The 17,314-nt window shown below is 39.6% G+C and carries 26 protein-coding genes; 2 read left to right on the top strand and 24 right to left on the bottom strand.

The features are described from left to right. Window positions 1-222: 222 nt before the first annotated feature. Window positions 223-465 (bottom strand): hypothetical protein, encoded by a 243-nt coding sequence (locus tag AC4D4A_RS18520; protein ID WP_490997190.1) that lies wholly within the window; start codon window positions 463-465, stop codon window positions 223-225. 145 nt (window positions 466-610) lie between these two features. Between AC4D4A_RS18520 and AC4D4A_RS18515 the strand changes: the two genes are divergently transcribed. Beyond that, entirely contained in the window at window positions 611-1,423 is an 813-nt protein-coding gene (locus tag AC4D4A_RS18515; RefSeq protein WP_490997189.1) for a polysaccharide deacetylase family protein, read from the top strand. A 15-nt stretch (window positions 1,424-1,438) separates the two neighbouring features. Here the strand turns inward: AC4D4A_RS18515 and AC4D4A_RS18510 are convergent, their stop codons facing one another. Further along, window positions 1,439-2,080, bottom strand: coding sequence for a KinB-signaling pathway activation protein (locus AC4D4A_RS18510; protein WP_490997188.1), 642 nt, complete (start codon window positions 2,078-2,080; stop codon window positions 1,439-1,441). A gap of 139 nt (window positions 2,081-2,219) precedes the next feature. Here AC4D4A_RS18510 and gerD point away from each other — a divergent pair, with 139 nt between their 5' ends. After that, complete coding sequence (gene gerD, locus AC4D4A_RS18505; protein WP_490997187.1) at window positions 2,220-2,810, top strand: spore germination lipoprotein GerD; 591 nt, start codon at window positions 2,220-2,222, stop codon at window positions 2,808-2,810. Between the two features lie 36 nt (window positions 2,811-2,846). Here the strand turns inward: gerD and AC4D4A_RS18500 are convergent, their stop codons facing one another. From AC4D4A_RS18500 to rpsE, 22 genes are all read right to left on the bottom strand, one after another. Continuing rightward, the gene (locus AC4D4A_RS18500) at window positions 2,847-3,896 is read right to left on the bottom strand and encodes an Mrp/NBP35 family ATP-binding protein (protein ID WP_490997186.1); all 1,050 of its coding nucleotides are present in this window, start codon (window positions 3,894-3,896) and stop codon (window positions 2,847-2,849) included. 86 nt (window positions 3,897-3,982) lie between these two features. Continuing rightward, the gene (cwlD, locus tag AC4D4A_RS18495; protein WP_490997185.1) at window positions 3,983-4,699 is read right to left on the bottom strand and encodes an N-acetylmuramoyl-L-alanine amidase CwlD; all 717 of its coding nucleotides are present in this window, start codon (window positions 4,697-4,699) and stop codon (window positions 3,983-3,985) included. Between the two features lie 76 nt (window positions 4,700-4,775). After that, entirely contained in the window at window positions 4,776-5,216 is a 441-nt protein-coding gene (locus AC4D4A_RS18490; RefSeq protein WP_490997184.1) for a DUF2521 family protein, read from the bottom strand. A 510-nt stretch (window positions 5,217-5,726) separates the two neighbouring features. Then, window positions 5,727-6,119, bottom strand: coding sequence for a 30S ribosomal protein S9 (gene rpsI, locus AC4D4A_RS18485; protein WP_066102893.1), 393 nt, complete (start codon window positions 6,117-6,119; stop codon window positions 5,727-5,729). 20 nt (window positions 6,120-6,139) lie between these two features. Further along, window positions 6,140-6,577 (bottom strand): 50S ribosomal protein L13, encoded by a 438-nt coding sequence (gene rplM, locus AC4D4A_RS18480; protein WP_066102895.1) that lies wholly within the window; start codon window positions 6,575-6,577, stop codon window positions 6,140-6,142. A 187-nt stretch (window positions 6,578-6,764) separates the two neighbouring features. Then, complete coding sequence (truA, locus tag AC4D4A_RS18475) at window positions 6,765-7,505, bottom strand: tRNA pseudouridine(38-40) synthase TruA (protein ID WP_490997183.1); 741 nt, start codon at window positions 7,503-7,505, stop codon at window positions 6,765-6,767. A gap of 16 nt (window positions 7,506-7,521) precedes the next feature. Beyond that, on the bottom strand, window positions 7,522-8,319 hold the full coding sequence (locus tag AC4D4A_RS18470) for an energy-coupling factor transporter transmembrane component T family protein (RefSeq protein ID WP_490997182.1): 798 nt from the start codon (window positions 8,317-8,319) through the stop codon (window positions 7,522-7,524). Further along, a complete protein-coding gene (locus tag AC4D4A_RS18465) occupies window positions 8,309-9,181 on the bottom strand; it encodes an energy-coupling factor ABC transporter ATP-binding protein (protein WP_490997181.1) in 873 nt (290 codons plus the stop codon). The genes AC4D4A_RS18470 and AC4D4A_RS18465 overlap by 11 nt, the downstream gene beginning before the upstream one ends. Beyond that, a complete protein-coding gene (locus AC4D4A_RS18460; protein WP_490997180.1) occupies window positions 9,157-9,993 on the bottom strand; it encodes an energy-coupling factor ABC transporter ATP-binding protein in 837 nt (278 codons plus the stop codon). The genes AC4D4A_RS18465 and AC4D4A_RS18460 overlap by 25 nt, the downstream gene beginning before the upstream one ends. 372 nt (window positions 9,994-10,365) lie before the next feature. Then, entirely contained in the window at window positions 10,366-10,728 is a 363-nt protein-coding gene (gene rplQ / locus AC4D4A_RS18455) for a 50S ribosomal protein L17 (protein WP_066102910.1), read from the bottom strand. Between the two features lie 48 nt (window positions 10,729-10,776). Beyond that, window positions 10,777-11,721: a DNA-directed RNA polymerase subunit alpha gene (locus AC4D4A_RS18450; RefSeq protein WP_066102914.1), complete on the bottom strand. Its 945-nt coding sequence runs from the start codon at window positions 11,719-11,721 to the stop codon at window positions 10,777-10,779. Between the two features lie 182 nt (window positions 11,722-11,903). Then, window positions 11,904-12,293: a 30S ribosomal protein S11 gene (rpsK, locus tag AC4D4A_RS18445; RefSeq protein ID WP_049672521.1), complete on the bottom strand. Its 390-nt coding sequence runs from the start codon at window positions 12,291-12,293 to the stop codon at window positions 11,904-11,906. Between the two features lie 22 nt (window positions 12,294-12,315). Beyond that, a complete protein-coding gene (rpsM, locus tag AC4D4A_RS18440; RefSeq protein WP_066102920.1) occupies window positions 12,316-12,681 on the bottom strand; it encodes a 30S ribosomal protein S13 in 366 nt (121 codons plus the stop codon). 22 nt (window positions 12,682-12,703) lie between these two features. Continuing rightward, a complete protein-coding gene (rpmJ, locus tag AC4D4A_RS18435; RefSeq protein ID WP_017473641.1) occupies window positions 12,704-12,817 on the bottom strand; it encodes a 50S ribosomal protein L36 in 114 nt (37 codons plus the stop codon). A gap of 38 nt (window positions 12,818-12,855) precedes the next feature. Further along, complete coding sequence (gene infA / locus AC4D4A_RS18430) at window positions 12,856-13,074, bottom strand: translation initiation factor IF-1 (protein ID WP_040372572.1); 219 nt, start codon at window positions 13,072-13,074, stop codon at window positions 12,856-12,858. Beyond that, on the bottom strand, window positions 13,074-13,379 hold the full coding sequence (locus tag AC4D4A_RS18425; RefSeq protein ID WP_490997179.1) for a KOW domain-containing RNA-binding protein: 306 nt from the start codon (window positions 13,377-13,379) through the stop codon (window positions 13,074-13,076). Before AC4D4A_RS18425 ends, infA begins: the two co-directional genes overlap by 1 nt. 16 nt (window positions 13,380-13,395) lie before the next feature. Then, window positions 13,396-14,142: a type I methionyl aminopeptidase gene (gene map / locus AC4D4A_RS18420; RefSeq protein WP_066102924.1), complete on the bottom strand. Its 747-nt coding sequence runs from the start codon at window positions 14,140-14,142 to the stop codon at window positions 13,396-13,398. Next, on the bottom strand, window positions 14,139-14,792 hold the full coding sequence (locus AC4D4A_RS18415) for an adenylate kinase (RefSeq protein ID WP_066102927.1): 654 nt from the start codon (window positions 14,790-14,792) through the stop codon (window positions 14,139-14,141). The genes map and AC4D4A_RS18415 overlap by 4 nt, the downstream gene beginning before the upstream one ends. Before the next feature lie 56 nt (window positions 14,793-14,848). After that, complete coding sequence (gene secY, locus AC4D4A_RS18410; RefSeq protein ID WP_490997178.1) at window positions 14,849-16,141, bottom strand: preprotein translocase subunit SecY; 1,293 nt, start codon at window positions 16,139-16,141, stop codon at window positions 14,849-14,851. Beyond that, a complete protein-coding gene (gene rplO / locus AC4D4A_RS18405; protein ID WP_066102932.1) occupies window positions 16,141-16,581 on the bottom strand; it encodes a 50S ribosomal protein L15 in 441 nt (146 codons plus the stop codon). Before rplO ends, secY begins: the two co-directional genes overlap by 1 nt. Window positions 16,582-16,613: 32 nt before the next feature. Continuing rightward, complete coding sequence (gene rpmD, locus AC4D4A_RS18400) at window positions 16,614-16,796, bottom strand: 50S ribosomal protein L30 (RefSeq protein WP_066102935.1); 183 nt, start codon at window positions 16,794-16,796, stop codon at window positions 16,614-16,616. 13 nt (window positions 16,797-16,809) lie between these two features. Further along, a complete protein-coding gene (gene rpsE / locus AC4D4A_RS18395) occupies window positions 16,810-17,310 on the bottom strand; it encodes a 30S ribosomal protein S5 (protein ID WP_066102939.1) in 501 nt (166 codons plus the stop codon). Window positions 17,311-17,314: the final 4 nt, after the last annotated feature.

Below are 17,314 nucleotides of genomic sequence, written 5' to 3'. Positions count from 1 at the left end.
TTGACGAGATTTTAAAAATCTCTTTTTTTAGACTTGCTTGGCGTTTCGTTTTGTTTAGTTTTCAAAGAACAATCTGTGTTGCTTGTTTCAGCGACTTTTATATATTATCAAATTCGCTTTTTGTTGTCAACAACTTTTTTAAAAAGTTTTTTCAGCCGATTTCTTTCGTTTCGACTTCGTTCGTGACAACGTATATAAATATATCAGCATTTAAATTCTAAGTCAACACTTTTTATCAAAATTATTTTCTGTTTTTCGAGGTGTATTCAAATACCTTAAATACTCGCTTTTCGGGGCAATTCTAATCAGGAGTTTTAACAAAATCTTATATCTTTCTTCTATTGCCCTTTGAACTATTGGATGATGGTTTTCTATTCTTTCATCTGTACGAATTTCTTCCATTTCTCTCTTAATTAAAAACTCTAATTCCATACCTTCTTTTTCTGTCAGTAAAACCCCCAGCACAATATCCCTCCTACCTAATTGATCAACAGGGATATGTTACATCATTTTTTTAAATTTTATACAAGCTGTTTTTTTAACTGTAATATTTGTCCCACCTAACAAATACATTACATTAAAAGCTGATCAATTGGATGAGGTGAATAACATGCCCTTTTTTTATGTAACAAATGCACGCAGAGGAAAGCAACTAATCTTATTACTGATTATTACGTTCTTCACAGCCCTTTTTTTCTATGTGGAATTCATCGCGGTCTCACCTTCTTTTTCAATCAATGGGAAACCAAAGATTATATACAAAGGAGAAAAAGGAGTAGCTTTGACATTTAATATCGGCTGGGGCGATGAAAAGGCTGAGGATATTCTAAAAGCTTTAAAACAGGAAAAAATTCATGCGGCCACGTTTTTCTTAGCAGGCTCATGGGTTGAACGTCATCCTCATATTGTTAAGCTGATTAAAGAGCAGGGTTACGAGATTGGCCTTTTAGGTTACTCATATATCGATTACACGGAGCTTGAAGAGCCTGGAATCCAAAAGGATATATCTAAAGGGCTTGAAGCCTTCCGAAAAGCTGGAATAGAAAAGCCGCTCCTATTACGGACTCCTACTGGGGATGTAGATAGACGAGTATTAAAAATTGCCGAGAAGTCGAACCTTACAATGGTCCATTGGAGTGTCAATTCTATGGATTGGAAAAACCCAGGGACAAAGATTATTGCCCACAATGTTGCTCAGGCCAAAAAAGGGGATATCATCTTACTTCATGCTTCTGATGCTGCCATACAAACCGCCAAAGCGATTCCGCTCATTAAAGAGGAATTGACTAATAAAAACCTAAAGCTACTCTCTGTCTCTGAAATGATATCCAACTCTAAATCAACCAGCCACGAAATTAGCAGGATACCCTATATGGTAAACAGCAGCCCATTAATGAATAGGGAAACTCTTCAATTAAACTAAAAAAGCCGCACTCCTTTACGAGTGTGCGGCTTTTTGCTGCGTGCGCTTCATACGTTCCTTCGCAGCTTCCTTTGATTTTTCATGATATTTTGGCAAAATCAACAGTTGATAGGTGTTACAGATAAGCAAAGGAATTAACATGAAATACATATAGCTTTCATCATTTACCCTGAGCACCGGGAACCATTCTATTACTGTTACTACGACCATAAAAAACAAGGTAGGTATAAAGGCACTTTTATTTGTTTGTTTAACTTTCAGCACAGCTACTATTAAGGCTACTACTAAAATTAAGACAGGATACCAGACATATGAAATGGCACCTTCTGTTTCATTTCCAAAAAACACAAACCGCAAATAACCTAAATCAACTAAAACAAATACAGTAAGCACCAATTGTATGGCATGCCATACAAAAACAGATCTAAACATTTCCATCCCAAGTCTGTGAACGGTTAAATACGCAAAAAAACACATCTGGCTAATAACACTGAATATTAATCCAACGCCAGCCATCCACAAGAAGCCAACTAGTAATTCAACTGGTGTCTTAAGTGAAAACTCATTCCATTTTGCAATTAAACCAACGACCCCCGCTGTAAAACCGCCTATCAGCAAGGTATTCATAAATAGCTTCACCCAATATCGACTGCTCATTTTTCCCCACCCTCTATGTATGTTCTACTAAATTGTACCAACCGTTGTCATGAAAATCTATTAATTCATATAAACACGTATATTTTTTTATTCTCGATTCATATTATCAATGTAGATTTATTAGAGGAGGATTAAATTAATGACAACTATATTCAGATGTGCTTTTGGTCTTATTTTATGCCTAATCACCTTAACCGGCTGCAGTGAAACAAATACAGAATCAAGAGAAGAAAACTATAGTGATACTAAAAAAATTATTGTAGATGTTTTAAAGTCAGATGAAGGGAAGAAAGCAATTGAGGATATTCTTCAAGATGAATCAGTTAAAACTGAATTGATTATGAATCAGGAGGATGTTTCAAAAACTATTGAGAAAGTATTAACTTCTGATAAAGAGAAACAATTCTGGGAGAATGCCTTCAAGGATCCGAAGTTTGTGAAGTCTCTTGCAAATGGCCTGGAATCCTCTCATAAACAGATTCTTAAAGATTTAATGACTGATCCGGAATATATGACATTATTAACAAATGTCCTAAAGGATTCAGATATGAGAAAAGAATTCACCGAAATCATGCAAGGAAAGGACTATCGCAAAGAACTTCAATCCGTCTTAACAGAGGTCATTGATAGCCCGCTCTATAAAGCAAAAATAGAAGATATCCTACTAAAAGCAGCTGATGAAAAATCTAAAGAAAATACTTCAAACAATAAGAAAGCAGGTCAACCATAAATAAAACGCCTCCTATCGAACGGAGGCGTTTACTTATCATTTATTAACCATTTCAGTTACTTTCTCAGCTATTTCTGTAAACATCCTTCCGGTCGGGTGATCTTCTGCGTAGATTGATGGCGCAAACTCCTCATCATTCCAATCAGGCTGTCCAAGAGGAAGCTTGCCTAATAATTCTGTATTAAGCTCTTCAGCCAGCTTTTCGCCGCCACCTTTACCGAAGACGTATTCTCTTTCGCCGGTTGTTTTACTCTCAAAGTAAGACATGTTTTCAACCACACCAATTACCTCATGCTCTGTACGAATTGCCATAGCACCCGCTCTAGCGGCAACAAACGCAGCTGTAGGATGTGGAGTGGTAACGATAATTTCTTTACAGGTTGGCAGCATGGAATGAACATCCAAAGCTACATCTCCAGTTCCAGGAGGAAGGTCAAGCAATAAATAATCCAAATCTCCCCACTCTACTTCCTGGAAAAAGTTATTCAGCATCTTTCCAAGCATCGGACCTCTCCATATAATCGGTGCATTATCCTCAACGAACATCCCCATAGAGATCACTTTTACACCGAAACGATCGACTGGGTATATACGTTCCTCTTTAACAGTTGGACGCTTATCAATCCCCATCATATCCGGAACACTAAAACCATAAATATCAGCATCCACCAGACCAACCTTTTTACCAAGGCGTGCCAAAGCCACTGCCAGATTTACAGAGACGGTGGATTTACCGACTCCTCCTTTTCCACTGGCAATTGCAATAAAGGTAGTGTCACTATCGAGTAAGCCTTTTTCTTCTTTCGGCAAAGACTCACGGAATTTAGCCAAGGCTTCCTCTGGCAAGTCAGCAAAACGAATGCCTACTGTATTCGCTCCAGCCTCCTTTAATGTATTTACAACCGTTTGCTGGATTTGCAGCTGTTCAGCCGTACCTGTTTTAGCAATCGCTATTTTCACGCTCACATGCTGCTTTTCTTCTTTAATCTTTATCTCTATAATACCGTTTGTTTCTTTAAGGGTTTTATTTAAAAATGGATCTTTAATTTCTCCAAGTAATTCTCTTACCTTTACTTCTGTAAGCACGAACGACACCTACCTTGTATGTATTTGTAAACGCTATTAGTATAACATATTCAATAGGTATCAATTGCTAATTTGATTCTGTATTTTCAATCTTCTTCATGTTCCTTTAAAAAATATCTAATTACTCCCGTATAGATTGAGAGTGCGATATCATCCTGATACACTTTACTTTGTAAATTGCGTCTTTCTTCATCATTTGAAAGAAAGCCGACTTCTACCAGAACTCCCGGTTTATTTGCATGCTTGACTAAATATACACTTTCCATAGGTTTAGCATATCTTTTCGTATTTCTTAAATTACGAATAAACTCTGCTTGGATCAATTTAGCCGCTTGTTTATTTTCCGTAAACTTTGGCGAATAAAACGTCTGGGCTCCCTTCGAATTCACCTGTGGAAAGGCATTGGCATGCACACTAATATACAAATCCGCCTCAGAATTGTTTATAAATTTAGTCCTTGTAATTAAATCCGTCCGCTTCCTTTCCCGTATACTTCTCGAATCAGAATCAGCAAGATCTACGTCTTTTTCTCTTGTCATTAAAACAAGGGCACCTTGTTCCTGCAGGTAATCCCTTAGTCTTAACGAAATTGGCAATGTTACATTTTTCTCGATTACACCATTAAAGGTCGCCCCGCCATCTATCCCTCCATGTCCTGGGTCAATGACAATAACTTTTCCAGCCAAGGGCAGATTCCACTGCTGAAATGATACACGCTGGTTCATCCTGTATGACATCAATAAAAACAGAAGAACCACCCCAACCACAAAACAGGTCGTGAGAACCTTCTTTTGAACATTCATAGCTTATCCCCTTTACCCCATAATCCACTATTACTGTATCTTATGGGACAAGGAGTTTAGATAGAACATGCTAGATCTATTTCATCCTCATTTTATATCGATTAATTCCTTTTGCGTATCCTTCCATCCACCAAGCCGTCACATATTCATCCGTCAAGCTGCGCAGCGTTTCTTGTATAAAAGGAGATCCATTTTCCTCCGATTGATAAAGATAGTAAAACAATTGCTGTGAGAGCATATCAATTTCTTTTTTCGCTCTCTCTTTTATCCGCTCTGGCGACTCTCCATACCGATTAAACTTACTATAATATCCACCTAGAAGAAAACCCTCCACTGCAATATCATAACAATGCTCTTCAGCTGGCTCAATTGAGTATCCCGGAAAACATTTTAACCCTTTAGCAAGATGGCGATATTGCCTCCCTAAAAGTTCAAGCGAAAAATCCTTCAGTATCTCACGCTCATATTTCAACCGCTTTTCTTTACGAAAAGCAGCAAGATTTACAACTGTATTCATTAAACCACCTCTAAATTAAAATATAATCATCAATAGAAAATTAAGATATACTCTATTGTTTGATGGATGGCCTATACTCATGCCATGGGATAAATGGGAAATGTAAGGAGGAGTTATAAAACATCGTGTATAAGGAGGTGTTAATCGGATCGATGTATGGCTGTCGGGGTAGTCCATCTTCTCTTTTTCGGGTCGCTTTGTTGTATATATACTCGTTTTCTTATTCAATTCAGCCAAATACCTAATAAATCAAGCCATTTTTCTATTTGATCCGGCCAAACGATTTCTTAATCCAGCCGATCCAGCATTTAATCCAGCCGAATTGGCCCATAATCCAGCCAATCCAGAATATTAATCCTTGGAATTTACGCGTAACCGAGCCAATCTGGCACTAATTCCAGCATGACTCAACTTTGCTCACACAGCCAGCCGCTCTGCATTTATATCTCCAAACATAACAAAAAGACCCCCAGACAAATGTCTGGGAGTCTTTTGAACGCAATTGTAAAATTAACGTTTTGAGAACTGAGGTGCACGACGCGCGCCTTTAAGACCGTATTTTTTACGTTCTTTCATACGTGGGTCACGAGTTAACAATCCTGCACGTTTTAGTCCTGGACGGTATTCTGGATCTACTTCAAGTAATGCACGAGCGATACCATGACGGATAGCGCCTGCTTGACCTGTGTAGCCTCCACCTTTAACGTTTACTAAAATGTCATAGCTGTTTGTTGTTTCAGTAACAACTAGAGGTTGTCTTACTACTTCACGAAGTGCTGCGAATGGAATGTAGTCATCGATTTGACGATCATTGATAATGATGCGGCCTTCACCTGGAATCAAACGCACACGAGCAACGGAGCTCTTACGTCGACCAGTACCGTAATATTGTACTTGTGCCAATGTTATATCCTCCTTTAATATTAACCGCGAAGCTCAAGAACTTCAGGTTTTTGTGCTTGATGTGGATGCTCAGCTCCAGCATATACGTTTAATTTTTTACCCATTTGACGACCAAGAGATCCTTTTGGAAGCATTCCTTTGATAGCTTGCTCCAACATTTTCTCTGGGTAGTTAGTTCTCATTTCAAGAGCAGTTCTTGTTTTCAAACCACCTGGGTGCATGCTGTGACGGTAGTAAATTTTATCAGTTAATTTCTTACCAGTCAGTTCGATTTTAGATGCATTGATAATAATCACATGGTCACCAGTGTCAACATGTGGAGTATAAGTTGGTTTGTGTTTACCTCTAAGAATTGAGGCTACTTGTGATGCTAGACGACCTAAAGTTTGACCTTCGGCATCTACAACGTACCATTTACGTTCTACATCACTAGCTTTCGCCATATACGTCGTACGCATTGATTTACCCTCCTAAAAATAGTTCATTGTTTCATTTTTTTTAAAAAAATTTGTGGCTCTATCTAAACACGAAATAGTTTCCGGGGCTATTCTCGTGGTTTTAACATACCAAAGGATATGATATACCGTTTTTCGGCCATTGTCAAGAAAATGTTACACCTGGATTAGTTGTCATGGAATTTAGATTTTATTTATAATCTACTTTCCATAAATATAACCCGTGTCCTGGTGCGGTTCTCCCTGCTTTCGTGCGATCATGGGCAGTAATAATGTCTTTTATTTCCTCCGGGCGGCGTTTGCCAATCCCGACATCCAATAAAGTGCCTACCATAATCCTTACCATATTATACAGGAAACCATCTCCAACAAAACGAATGACCAATTGTTGATCATCTCTAAGAAAATTAATCGACTTGACCGTTCTTACTTTATCCACCACTTCTGTTTTAGCGGAGCAAAAACTGGTAAAATCATGGGTCCCGGTTAAATACTCTGACGCTCTCTCCATCATAGCTAAATCGAGCTTATAGGGATAGTGATAGGCATAATTTCTAATAAAGGGATCTTTTACTTCAGCCAACGAAATGATATACCTGTATTCTTTACCAACCGCATTAAACCTGGCATGAAATTCAGAATCAGCCTTTTCGATATCTACGATGGCTATATCTGCAGGCAGCATAGTTCCCAGTGCTTTTTTCCATCTTTCCGGAGGCAGCTCAAGTGGAGAATCAAAGTGAATGACTTGCCCCTTGGCATGTACACCGGCATCAGTACGCCCTGAGGCAGCCACCTTGACCTCTCTTCCCTTATGCATGGTCATTAGGACCTTTTCCAGTTCCAATTGAACTGTACGCTTGTCAGGCTGAATTTGGTAGCCGGCAAAATTTGTCCCATCATAAGCTATTGTACATTTGTAACGTATCATTCCAATACTCTCCCTATTAGTTTCTAGTGAGGATAAGAGCGATTGATAAGGCGATGAGAGAGATGATTAAGATTGTGTCAGGGAATTCCCACTTAAGAGCACGATATTTCGTCCTGCCTTCTCCGCCCCTGTATCCCCTTGCTTCCATCGCTGTAGCCAGCTCCTCAGCACGTTTAAAGGAGCCTACAAATAGTGGAACAAGGAGAGGGACGACTGCACTCAATCTTTCCTTCAGCGGGCCCGATGAAAAATCGACTCCTCTTGAGGTTTGTGCCTTCATAATTTTATCCGTCTCTTCAATCAACGTTGGAATAAAGCGTAATGAGATAGAAATCATTAATGCAAGCTCATGAACCGGGAATTTAATTTTCCTTAAAGGGTTCAATAGATATTCCATTCCATCCGTTATCTCAATCGGCGTTGTCGTAAGCGTAAGGATAGAAGTAACTAAGATTAATAATGTAAAACGTAAGGATATAAAGATCCCCATCTTAATTCCTTCATCATAAATATCAATACCGGCGAGCGAGAAGACAATTTCTCCTCTTTTTGTGAAAAACAGTTGTATAAGCAATGTTAGAATGATTAAAAAGATTACCGGCTTTAATCCCTGTAATAGGAATAGTGGTTTAATTTTTGTTAATCCTAGCAATACTAAGGTAAATGTAATTAAAATAGCATACGATATCCAGTTATTAGCCAGGAATACGATACAAACATAGAAAAAGACTAATAATAATTTTGCCCTTGGATCCATTCTGTGGACAACTGAATCAGCTGGAACATAGCGTCCCATTATAAATTTATCCATCATTGTTGTCCACCCCCAAGAGATTTGATATCTCGCTAATCAAATCATCCAGTGACAGATGTTTCTTGGAGAGAACTAAACCACTCTTTTGTTCAAATTCCATCTGGAATCGAATGGTATCAGGCACTGCCAGTCCTAAATCCATTAATGCCTCTGGATCAGAGAACACTTCATTTGGAGACGCTTTTTTAACAATCGTTCCTCTATGCATGATAATCAGTTCGTCTGCGTATCTTGCTGCATCTTCCATGCTATGTGTAACCAATATGGTGGTAAGAGCCTTTTCCTTGTGAAGGGTATGAAACATATCCATAATTTCTTTTCGCCCTCTTGGATCCAACCCGGCTGTAGGTTCATCCAGAACAATCACTTCCGGTTCCATAGCCAGTACTCCTGCTATCGCTACTCTTCGCATTTGACCGCCGGATAAATCGAATGGAGAGGACTCCATAATCGAATCATCCAGACCCACTAATTTGATCGCTGCATATGCACGATTTTTGGCATCTTCCTCACTCACTCCAAAATTCATGGGTCCAAAGCAGATATCTTTTAATACGGTTTCTTCAAAAAGCTGGTGTTCAGGGAACTGAAAGACAATTCCTACTTTTTGACGGATGGCTTTCAAATTCTTTTCTTTTTTATCTGCGGAGATAACTCTTTCTCCAATTGTGACTTTCCCCTTTGTTGGCTTTAACAAGGCATTTAAATGCTGTAAGAGAGTAGATTTGCCTGAGCCAGTATGACCAATTACACCTATAAAAGAATTAGTTGGAAAACGAACATTAATATCATATAAAGCGCGATGCTCAAATGGTGTGCCCAGTTGATAGGTATGCTCTACTTCTTCAAGTGATATTTGCATAGTTCATTCACCAGCCCTTCTTCGGTGATTTGATCAGATACTTGGATACCATTTTCTCTTAATGATTTAGAAAGTTTTATAGAAAACGGGATATCAAGTCCTAATTTCACAAGTTCTTCCTCTAACTTAAATATCTCAGCCGGGCTGCCTTCCGCAAATATTTTCCCCTGATTCAATACAATCATCCGGTCAGCACGGGCAGCTTCCTCTAAGTCATGAGTGATTGATATTACTGTCAATTGTTTATCTTCCTTCAATTCTCTAATAATGCCAAGTACTTCTGATCTCCCCAAGGGATCAAGCATGGAGGTGGCTTCATCCAGAATAATAATAGATGGGCGCAAGGCCAGTACACCTGCTATTGCAACACGTTGCTTTTGTCCACCTGATAAATGGTGCGGCTCTTGATCGAGAAACTCATCCATGCGAACTTTCCTTAATGCATCCTGGACACGGTTTATCATATCCTCTCTCTCAATGCCAGCGTTTTCTAAACCAAAAGCCACATCATCCTGCACAGTTGTACCTACAAACTGATTATCAGGATTTTGAAAGACCATTCCAATATGCCGACGGATATCCCATACAGTGTCTTCGCTCATGACCAAATCATTAACCATGATCGTTCCTTCATTAGCAAAATAGAGCCCTATTAATAGCTTGGCTAATGTTGATTTGCCTGAACCATTATGCCCAACAATAGCGAGCCATTCACCCTCCTGGACTTTAAACGATACATTATCCAGAGCTCTATTTGTCTTCGCTTCATATTGAAAGGATATATTACTAACTTCAGCCAACGGTTTACTCATAGCTTCCTCCCTGTGCTGCTCTATTCTCTGCTTAGCTCAACTATTTTTGAATATAAAAAAACGCTGCACCCCTTCCGGATTATCCCAATGGATTTCCTGAATTAAGAGCAGCATTCACTTATCTTAATGTCAGACAACGTACGTTTTGTCTGTACAAGGGGTGCGAGAGCTAGACAAACATCAATTGGATCGTCACCCAATCCATGCCTATCGTAACGCTCTATCGTTTTTTGGATTATTCAGTAAAATAAGAGTAAAGCACATGCGTAAAACGCATAATGCTTTAGTTAGCTTATACCAGAATCATTGGATTAAGGTATTTAATATAGGATATGGGTGTCAGATATTCTGTCCACCCCTACCCTTACATCATTAAACTAACTCGATAATTACCATTGGTGCTGCGTCTCCACGACGTGGACCAATTTTCATGATTCTAGTGTATCCACCTTGACGCTCTTCGTAACGAGGCGCGATATCAGCAAATAATTTTTGAACTGCATCTTGCCCAGTTTCAGCGTTTGCTACTTCGTGACGGATGTATGCAGCAGCTTGACGGCGTGCATGTAAATCTCCGCGTTTACCTAAAGTAATCATTTTTTCGACTACGGAACGTAATTCTTTCGCACGAGTTTCAGTCGTTTCGATACGCTCGTTGATAATTAAATCAGTAGCCAAATCGCGAAGCATTGCTTTACGCTGTGCGCTTGTACGTCCTAACTTTCTGTATGCCATGAAAGTTTCCCTCCTTTGTTGAAATAACTGATTCTATCTATTCATTCATTAATCGTCTTTACGTAGGGAAAGACCTAGTTCTTCTAGCTTAGCTTTCACTTCTTCAAGTGATTTACGGCCAAGATTACGAACTTTCATCATATCTTCTTCAGTCTTATTAGCAAGCTCTTGTACTGTATTAATGCCAGCACGCTTCAAACAGTTGTAAGAACGAACAGAAAGATCAAGCTCTTCAATTGTCATTTCCAATACTTTTTCTTTTTGATCTTCTTCTTTTTCAACCATGATTTCAGCATTTTGAGCTTCATCTGTTAAACCAACAAAGATGTTCAGATGTTCTGTTACGATCTTCGCACCTAAAGCTATAGCTTCTTTTGGACCAGTGCTTCCATCAGTCCATACATCGATTGTAAGTTTATCATAGTTTGTCAGTTGACCTACACGAGTGTTTTCAACTTGATATGTCATCCGAGATACTGGTGTGTAAATGGAATCAATAGGGATTACACCGATTGGTTGATCATCACGTTTGTTTTGATCAGCTGGCGTGTAGCCTCTTCCTCTTCTAGCTACCAAGCGCATACGCAAGTGAGCTTTTTTAGAAAGGTGAGCTATCAGTAAATCCGGGTTTAGAATTTCCACATCGCTATCATGTGTAATATCTGCAGCCGTTACTGCCCCTTCCCCCTGAACATCAATTTCAAGAGTCTTTTCTTCATCAGAATAAATCTTTAATGCGAGCTTCTTAATATTTAGGATAATAGCAGTTACATCTTCTTCTACACCCTCAATAGTAGAGAACTCATGGAGCACACCATCTATTTGAATAGATGTAACGGCAGCACCAGGCAATGAGGATAGTAGGATACGACGTAAGGAGTTACCCAAAGTTGTTCCATATCCACGCTCAAGTGGTTCAACGATGAACTTACCATATTTTCCGTCTTCGCTGATTTGAACCGTTTCAATTTTTGGTTTTTCTATCTCGATCATTCAACAATACCCTCCTTCGTAACGTCGAAACCCCGGCTAGAAGAAGGTAGTGTTTTGCATCTAACCGAAATTCCCCAATATATACTCCCAATGTGCGCAACATATTTGTGATTTTCTAAGAAAAAGGAAAATCACTATATTACCCCATTATAGACAGGGAAATAAATTCTATTCAAACAATATTATACACGACGGCGTTTAGGCGGGCGGCAACCATTATGAGGTACTGGAGTTACGTCTTTGATTGCAGTAACTTCAAGACCAGCTGCTTGTAATGCACGAATAGCTGCTTCACGACCAGATCCTGGGCCTTTAACAGTAACTTCTAAAGTTTTCATACCGTGTTCCATAGAAGTTTTAGCTGCAGTTTCTGCTGCCATTTGCGCTGCAAATGGTGTAGATTTACGGGAACCTCTGAAACCAAGTGCACCAGCACTTGACCAAGAAATAGCATTTCCGTGTGCATCAGTAATTGTAACAATTGTGTTATTGAAAGTAGAACGAATGTGAGCAATACCTGACTCTACATTCTTTTTCACGCGGCGTTTGCGTGTGTTCGTTTTGCGTGCCATATCGACAAAACCTCCTTACTTATTATTTTTTCTTGTTAGCTACAGTTTTACGTGGGCCTTTACGAGTACGTGCGTTGTTTTTAGTGTTTTGTCCACGAACAGGAAGTCCTCTTCTGTGGCGTAATCCACGGTAGCAACCGATTTCCATTAAACGTTTGATGTTTAAGGAAACTTCACGACGTAGGTCACCCTCTACTTTGTATCCATCGATAATATCACGGATTTTGTTCAATTCATCTTCAGTAAGATCGCGTACGCGAGTATCTTGAGAAACTCCAGCTTCTGCAAGTACTTTTTCAGCAGTTGGTCTACCAATACCGAAAATATAAGTTAAAGAAATAACAACTCGTTTTTCACGAGGAATATCTACACCTGCAATACGTGCCATTTATGTGCACCTCCTTCAAATATTACCCTTGTTTTTGCTTATGTTTTGGGTTTTCACAAATAACCATTACTTTACCGTTTCTACGGATAACTTTACATTTTTCGCAGATTGGTTTTACTGATGGTCTGACTTTCATTGTTTTCCCTCCTTATAAAATGCGGAGTGCAACCGAGATTATTTAAAACGATACGTAATTCTTCCGCGGGTCAAGTCATAAGGAGATAGCTCTACCGTCACTTTATCACCTGGCAGAATACGAATGAAATGCATTCTGATTTTGCCTGATACATGGGCAAGGACAGTATGGCCATTCTCTAATTCAACTTTAAACATAGCGTTTGGTAAAGTCTCAGTAACTGTACCCTCAACTTCAATAACATCATCTTTTGCCATTACAGTTCTTCTCCCTTCTTCTCTAAGCTTTTCATAAAATAAGTCAAAGCGAAACGGAGCTTTCCGTTCGTTACGCGACCTGTTTCCCCTAAACTGCTCTCCACTTCCTGAGACCAGTCCTCGTACAAATGAAGATGAAGTATGTTTTTACGCTTTGCAGAATCAAACTTTCGTTTATCTCCGTCAGCGATACAAACAAATTTTTCATCAACAATTTTTACAATTATGGCATATTGATCGGTATCCCTGCCTTGAGTGACCCGAACAAATTGTCCCAACCGGGGAGATCTATCCTTTTGGACCAATCAAGATCACCTACATTTAAACTAATGTTAAGATTTCATAGCCTTCTTCGGTAATCGCAATGGTATGCTCAAAGTGAGCACAATTCTTCCCATCAACTGTAACAACTGTCCAGTTGTCGGCTAATGTTTGAACATAGCGGCTTCCTGCATTCACCATTGGCTCAACACACAGCACCATTCCCGGCTTCAATCTTGGGCCTTTATTCGGCGGACCAAAGTGAGGCAATTGCGGTGCTTCATGTAAGTCTTGACCGATACCGTGTCCGACATACTCTCTTACTATAGAAAAGCCGTTTTCCTCGACATATGTTTGAATAGCATGTGAGATATTAGAGAGACGTTGGCCTGGCTTTATTTCCGAAATCCCCTTATAGAGGGATGTTTCTGTTACTTGAAGCAGTCTCCTGGTTTCATCATCAATGTCTCCAACTGGATAGGTCCATGCTGAATCGCCGTGATAGCCATTAAGTTGTGCACCAATATCAATGCTGATAATGTCGCCGTTTTTTAATGTCTTATCCCCAGGAATGCCATGTACAAGTTCGTTGTTAACGGATGTACAAACACTGCCACGAAAACCATTATACCCTTTAAAGGACGGAATTGCATTATGTTTGCGTATAAACTTTTCCGCAATAGCATCCAGTTCCTTTGTTGAAACACCGGGTTTAATGTATTTTTGCAGTTCCTGATGTGTTAGAGCAACAATACGCCCAGCTTCACGCATGATTTCAATCTCGCGTTGGGTTTTACAAATGATCATCGAGACAAGCTCCCGAGAAGCTCTTCTATATCCGCGAAGACTTTATCAATCGGTTGTTGTCCGTCAAGATTTCGTAAATATCCTTTTCCTTCATAGAAGGTAATCAGTGGCTGCGACTGTTGAATGTTTACTTCGAGACGGGTTTGCACCGTATCGATGTTATCATCAGCTCTTTGGTACAACTCTCCACCACAGCGGTCGCACACGCCTTCTTTGGCAGGAGGATTAAATACTAGGTGGTAGGTAGCTCCGCAATCTTTACAAATGCGGCGACCTGTCAATCGTTCTAACAAGCTATCTTTATTGACTTGTATATTAATGACATAGTCTAATTGACGATCCATTTCAGCTAAAAGCTGTTCAAGTGCTTCAGCCTGAGCAACAGTGCGTGGAAATCCATCTAGCAAAAAGCCTTTTTGACAATCATCCTTAGCTAAACGTTCACGTACGATACCGATTGTAACTGCATCCGGTACCAGTTCACCTTTATCCATATATGATTTAGCTTCTAAACCAAGTGGTGTTTCCTCTTTCATAGCTGCCCGAAACATATCTCCAGTAGAGATATGAGGGATGTTGTATTCTTCTACTATTCTTTCTGCCTGAGTACCTTTACCGGCTCCTGGCAGTCCCATTAATACAAGATTCACACTTTTTCCCCCTAAACAATAATAGGCTTGGGGAGCATAATAGTCCCCGAAACCTTTTATTTAATAAAACCTTTGTAATGTCTTTTTACAAGTTGCGATTCTAATTGCTTCATTGTATCCAAGGCTACCCCTACTATAATCAAGAGACTCGTTCCACCTATTTGGGCAGATGATGGAAGATTGCCTAGCTTGATAAATATTACAGGAAGCACTGCGATGAATGAAAGGAATAGAGCCCCAACAAAAGTCAATCGATATAATACTCTCGTGAAGTATTCCTGAGTGGCTTTGCCTGGACGTATTCCTGGTACATATCCACCTTGCTTTTTCAAGTTCTCGGATAATTGCTCCGGATTCACTTGAATAAAAGCATAGAAATAGGAGAATGCAATAATCAAAGCAACGTAAAGGATCATTCCAACGGGTTGTGTGTAATCAAATGTTTTAGTAATCCATGTTGTTACACTATTCTCACCGAAAAATGATGCAATTGTTGGCGGAGTAATAATAAAGGAAACTGCAAAGATAACCGGAATAACACCAGCAGAGTTTACTTTTAAAGGTAAATGTGTGTTGTGTCCACCGACTGGACCTTTACCTGAAACCTGTTTAGCGTATTGGATAGGTACTTTTCTGTTTGCCTGTTGAATAAATATTACACCAACAACTACAGCGATGATTGCAAGTACAATCAATACAGCGATTGCTATATTAAGGAATAATGCATCTCCAGCATCTTCGAACATGGATGCATATATCTGGTTGAGCGTAGAAGGAATTGCCGATACAATACCCGCAAAGATAAGGATCGAAATTCCATTTCCTACTCCCTTAGAAGTGATTTGTTCACCGAGCCACAAAAGAAATGCGGTACCGGCTGTTAATACAGTAGCTATTAACAGATATGTCGTAATTCCTGGATTATCAATCAAAGCTCCATTAGCCATGTTATTAAAACCATATGACATTCCAAGTGCTTGAATAAATCCAAGAACTATGGTTCCATAGCGGGTAAACTGAGCTAATTTACGCCTTCCAACTTCACCTTGCTTTGCCCATTCTGCAAATTTAGGAACAACATCCATTTGCAATAGCTGGATGATGATCGAAGCCGTAATATATGGCATGATCCCCATTGCAAGGATAGAGAAGTTACTTAAAGCTCCACCACCGAAGAAGTTCAAGACTCCAAATACACTTAACTCATCGTTCATTGCAAGAATGTCTGCATTCACACCGGGAACAGGTATAAAGCACCCGATGCGATAGATAACCAGCATTGCAAGAGTAAAGAGAATTTTATTCCTGATATCTTTCACTCGCATGAAATTACGCAATGTACGGAACATTAAATCACCTCAGTTTTACCGCCTGCGGCTTCAATCGCTTCTTTAGCAGCTGCAGAGAATTTGTGTGCTTTAACTGTCAATTTTTTCTCTACATTACCCTTTGCAAGAATTTTGATTCCTGCTTTTTCGCTTTTCACAACACCTGTTTCGATTAACAATTCAGGTGTTACTTCAGTACCATCTTCAAAGCGATTTAATTTTTCAAGGTTAACTGCTGCGTATTCTTTACGATGAATGTTTGTAAATCCGCGTTTAGGTAAACGTCTGAATAAAGGAGTTTGACCCCCTTCGAATCCTGGTCTTACTCCACCGCCGGAACGGGCATTTTGACCTTTATGTCCTTTAGTGGCAGTTTTACCATGACCTGAACCAATACCGCGGCCTACGCGTTTGCGTTCTTTACGAGAACCTTCTGCAGGTTTTAATTCATGAAGTTTCATGCTGGCACCTCCTTATATAAACGTTAGTAAGCTTAGATTTCTTTAACAGTAACAAGGTGAGATACCTTGTTAATCATACCGCGAATAGCGTCATTGTCGTTATGCACTACAGTTTGGTGCATTTTTTTAAGACCAAGAGTATTTACTGTTACGCGTTGATCTTCAGGACGACCGATTAAGCTACGCGTGAGGGTAATTTCTAATTTGTTAGCCATTTGATTTCCCTCCTTATCCTAACAGTTCCTCTACAGATTTACCGCGCAATTTTGCAACTTCTTCCGCACTTTTCATTTGTTTAATGCCATCAATAGTAGCACGTACCATATTGATAGGTGTGTTAGAGCCTAGAGATTTGGAAAGGATGTCAGCGATACCTGCTAATTCTAGCACGGCACGAACTGGTCCACCAGCGATAACTCCAGTACCTTCAGAAGCTGGCTTCATTAAGATTTCACCAGATCCGAAACGTCCGATAACTTCATGAGGAATTGTAACTCCAACCATTGGTACAGTAACCAGGTTTTTCTTCGCATCCTCAACAGCTTTACGGATTGCATCTGGCACCTCTTGTGCTTTACCAGTACCGAATCCTACATGTCCATTTTTATCTCCGACAACCACTAGCGCTGTGAAACGGAAACGACGTCCGCCTTTAACAACTTTCGCTACGCGGTTGACTGTAACTACGCGTTCTTCAAGTTCTAATTTATTTGGATCAATGCGACGCATCTAA

The sequence above is a fragment of the Pradoshia sp. Z5_111 genome, from assembly GCF_058267535.1.
Note: the sequence above shows the minus strand (reverse complement) of the source record. Positions and strands in the feature narration are given on the sequence as shown.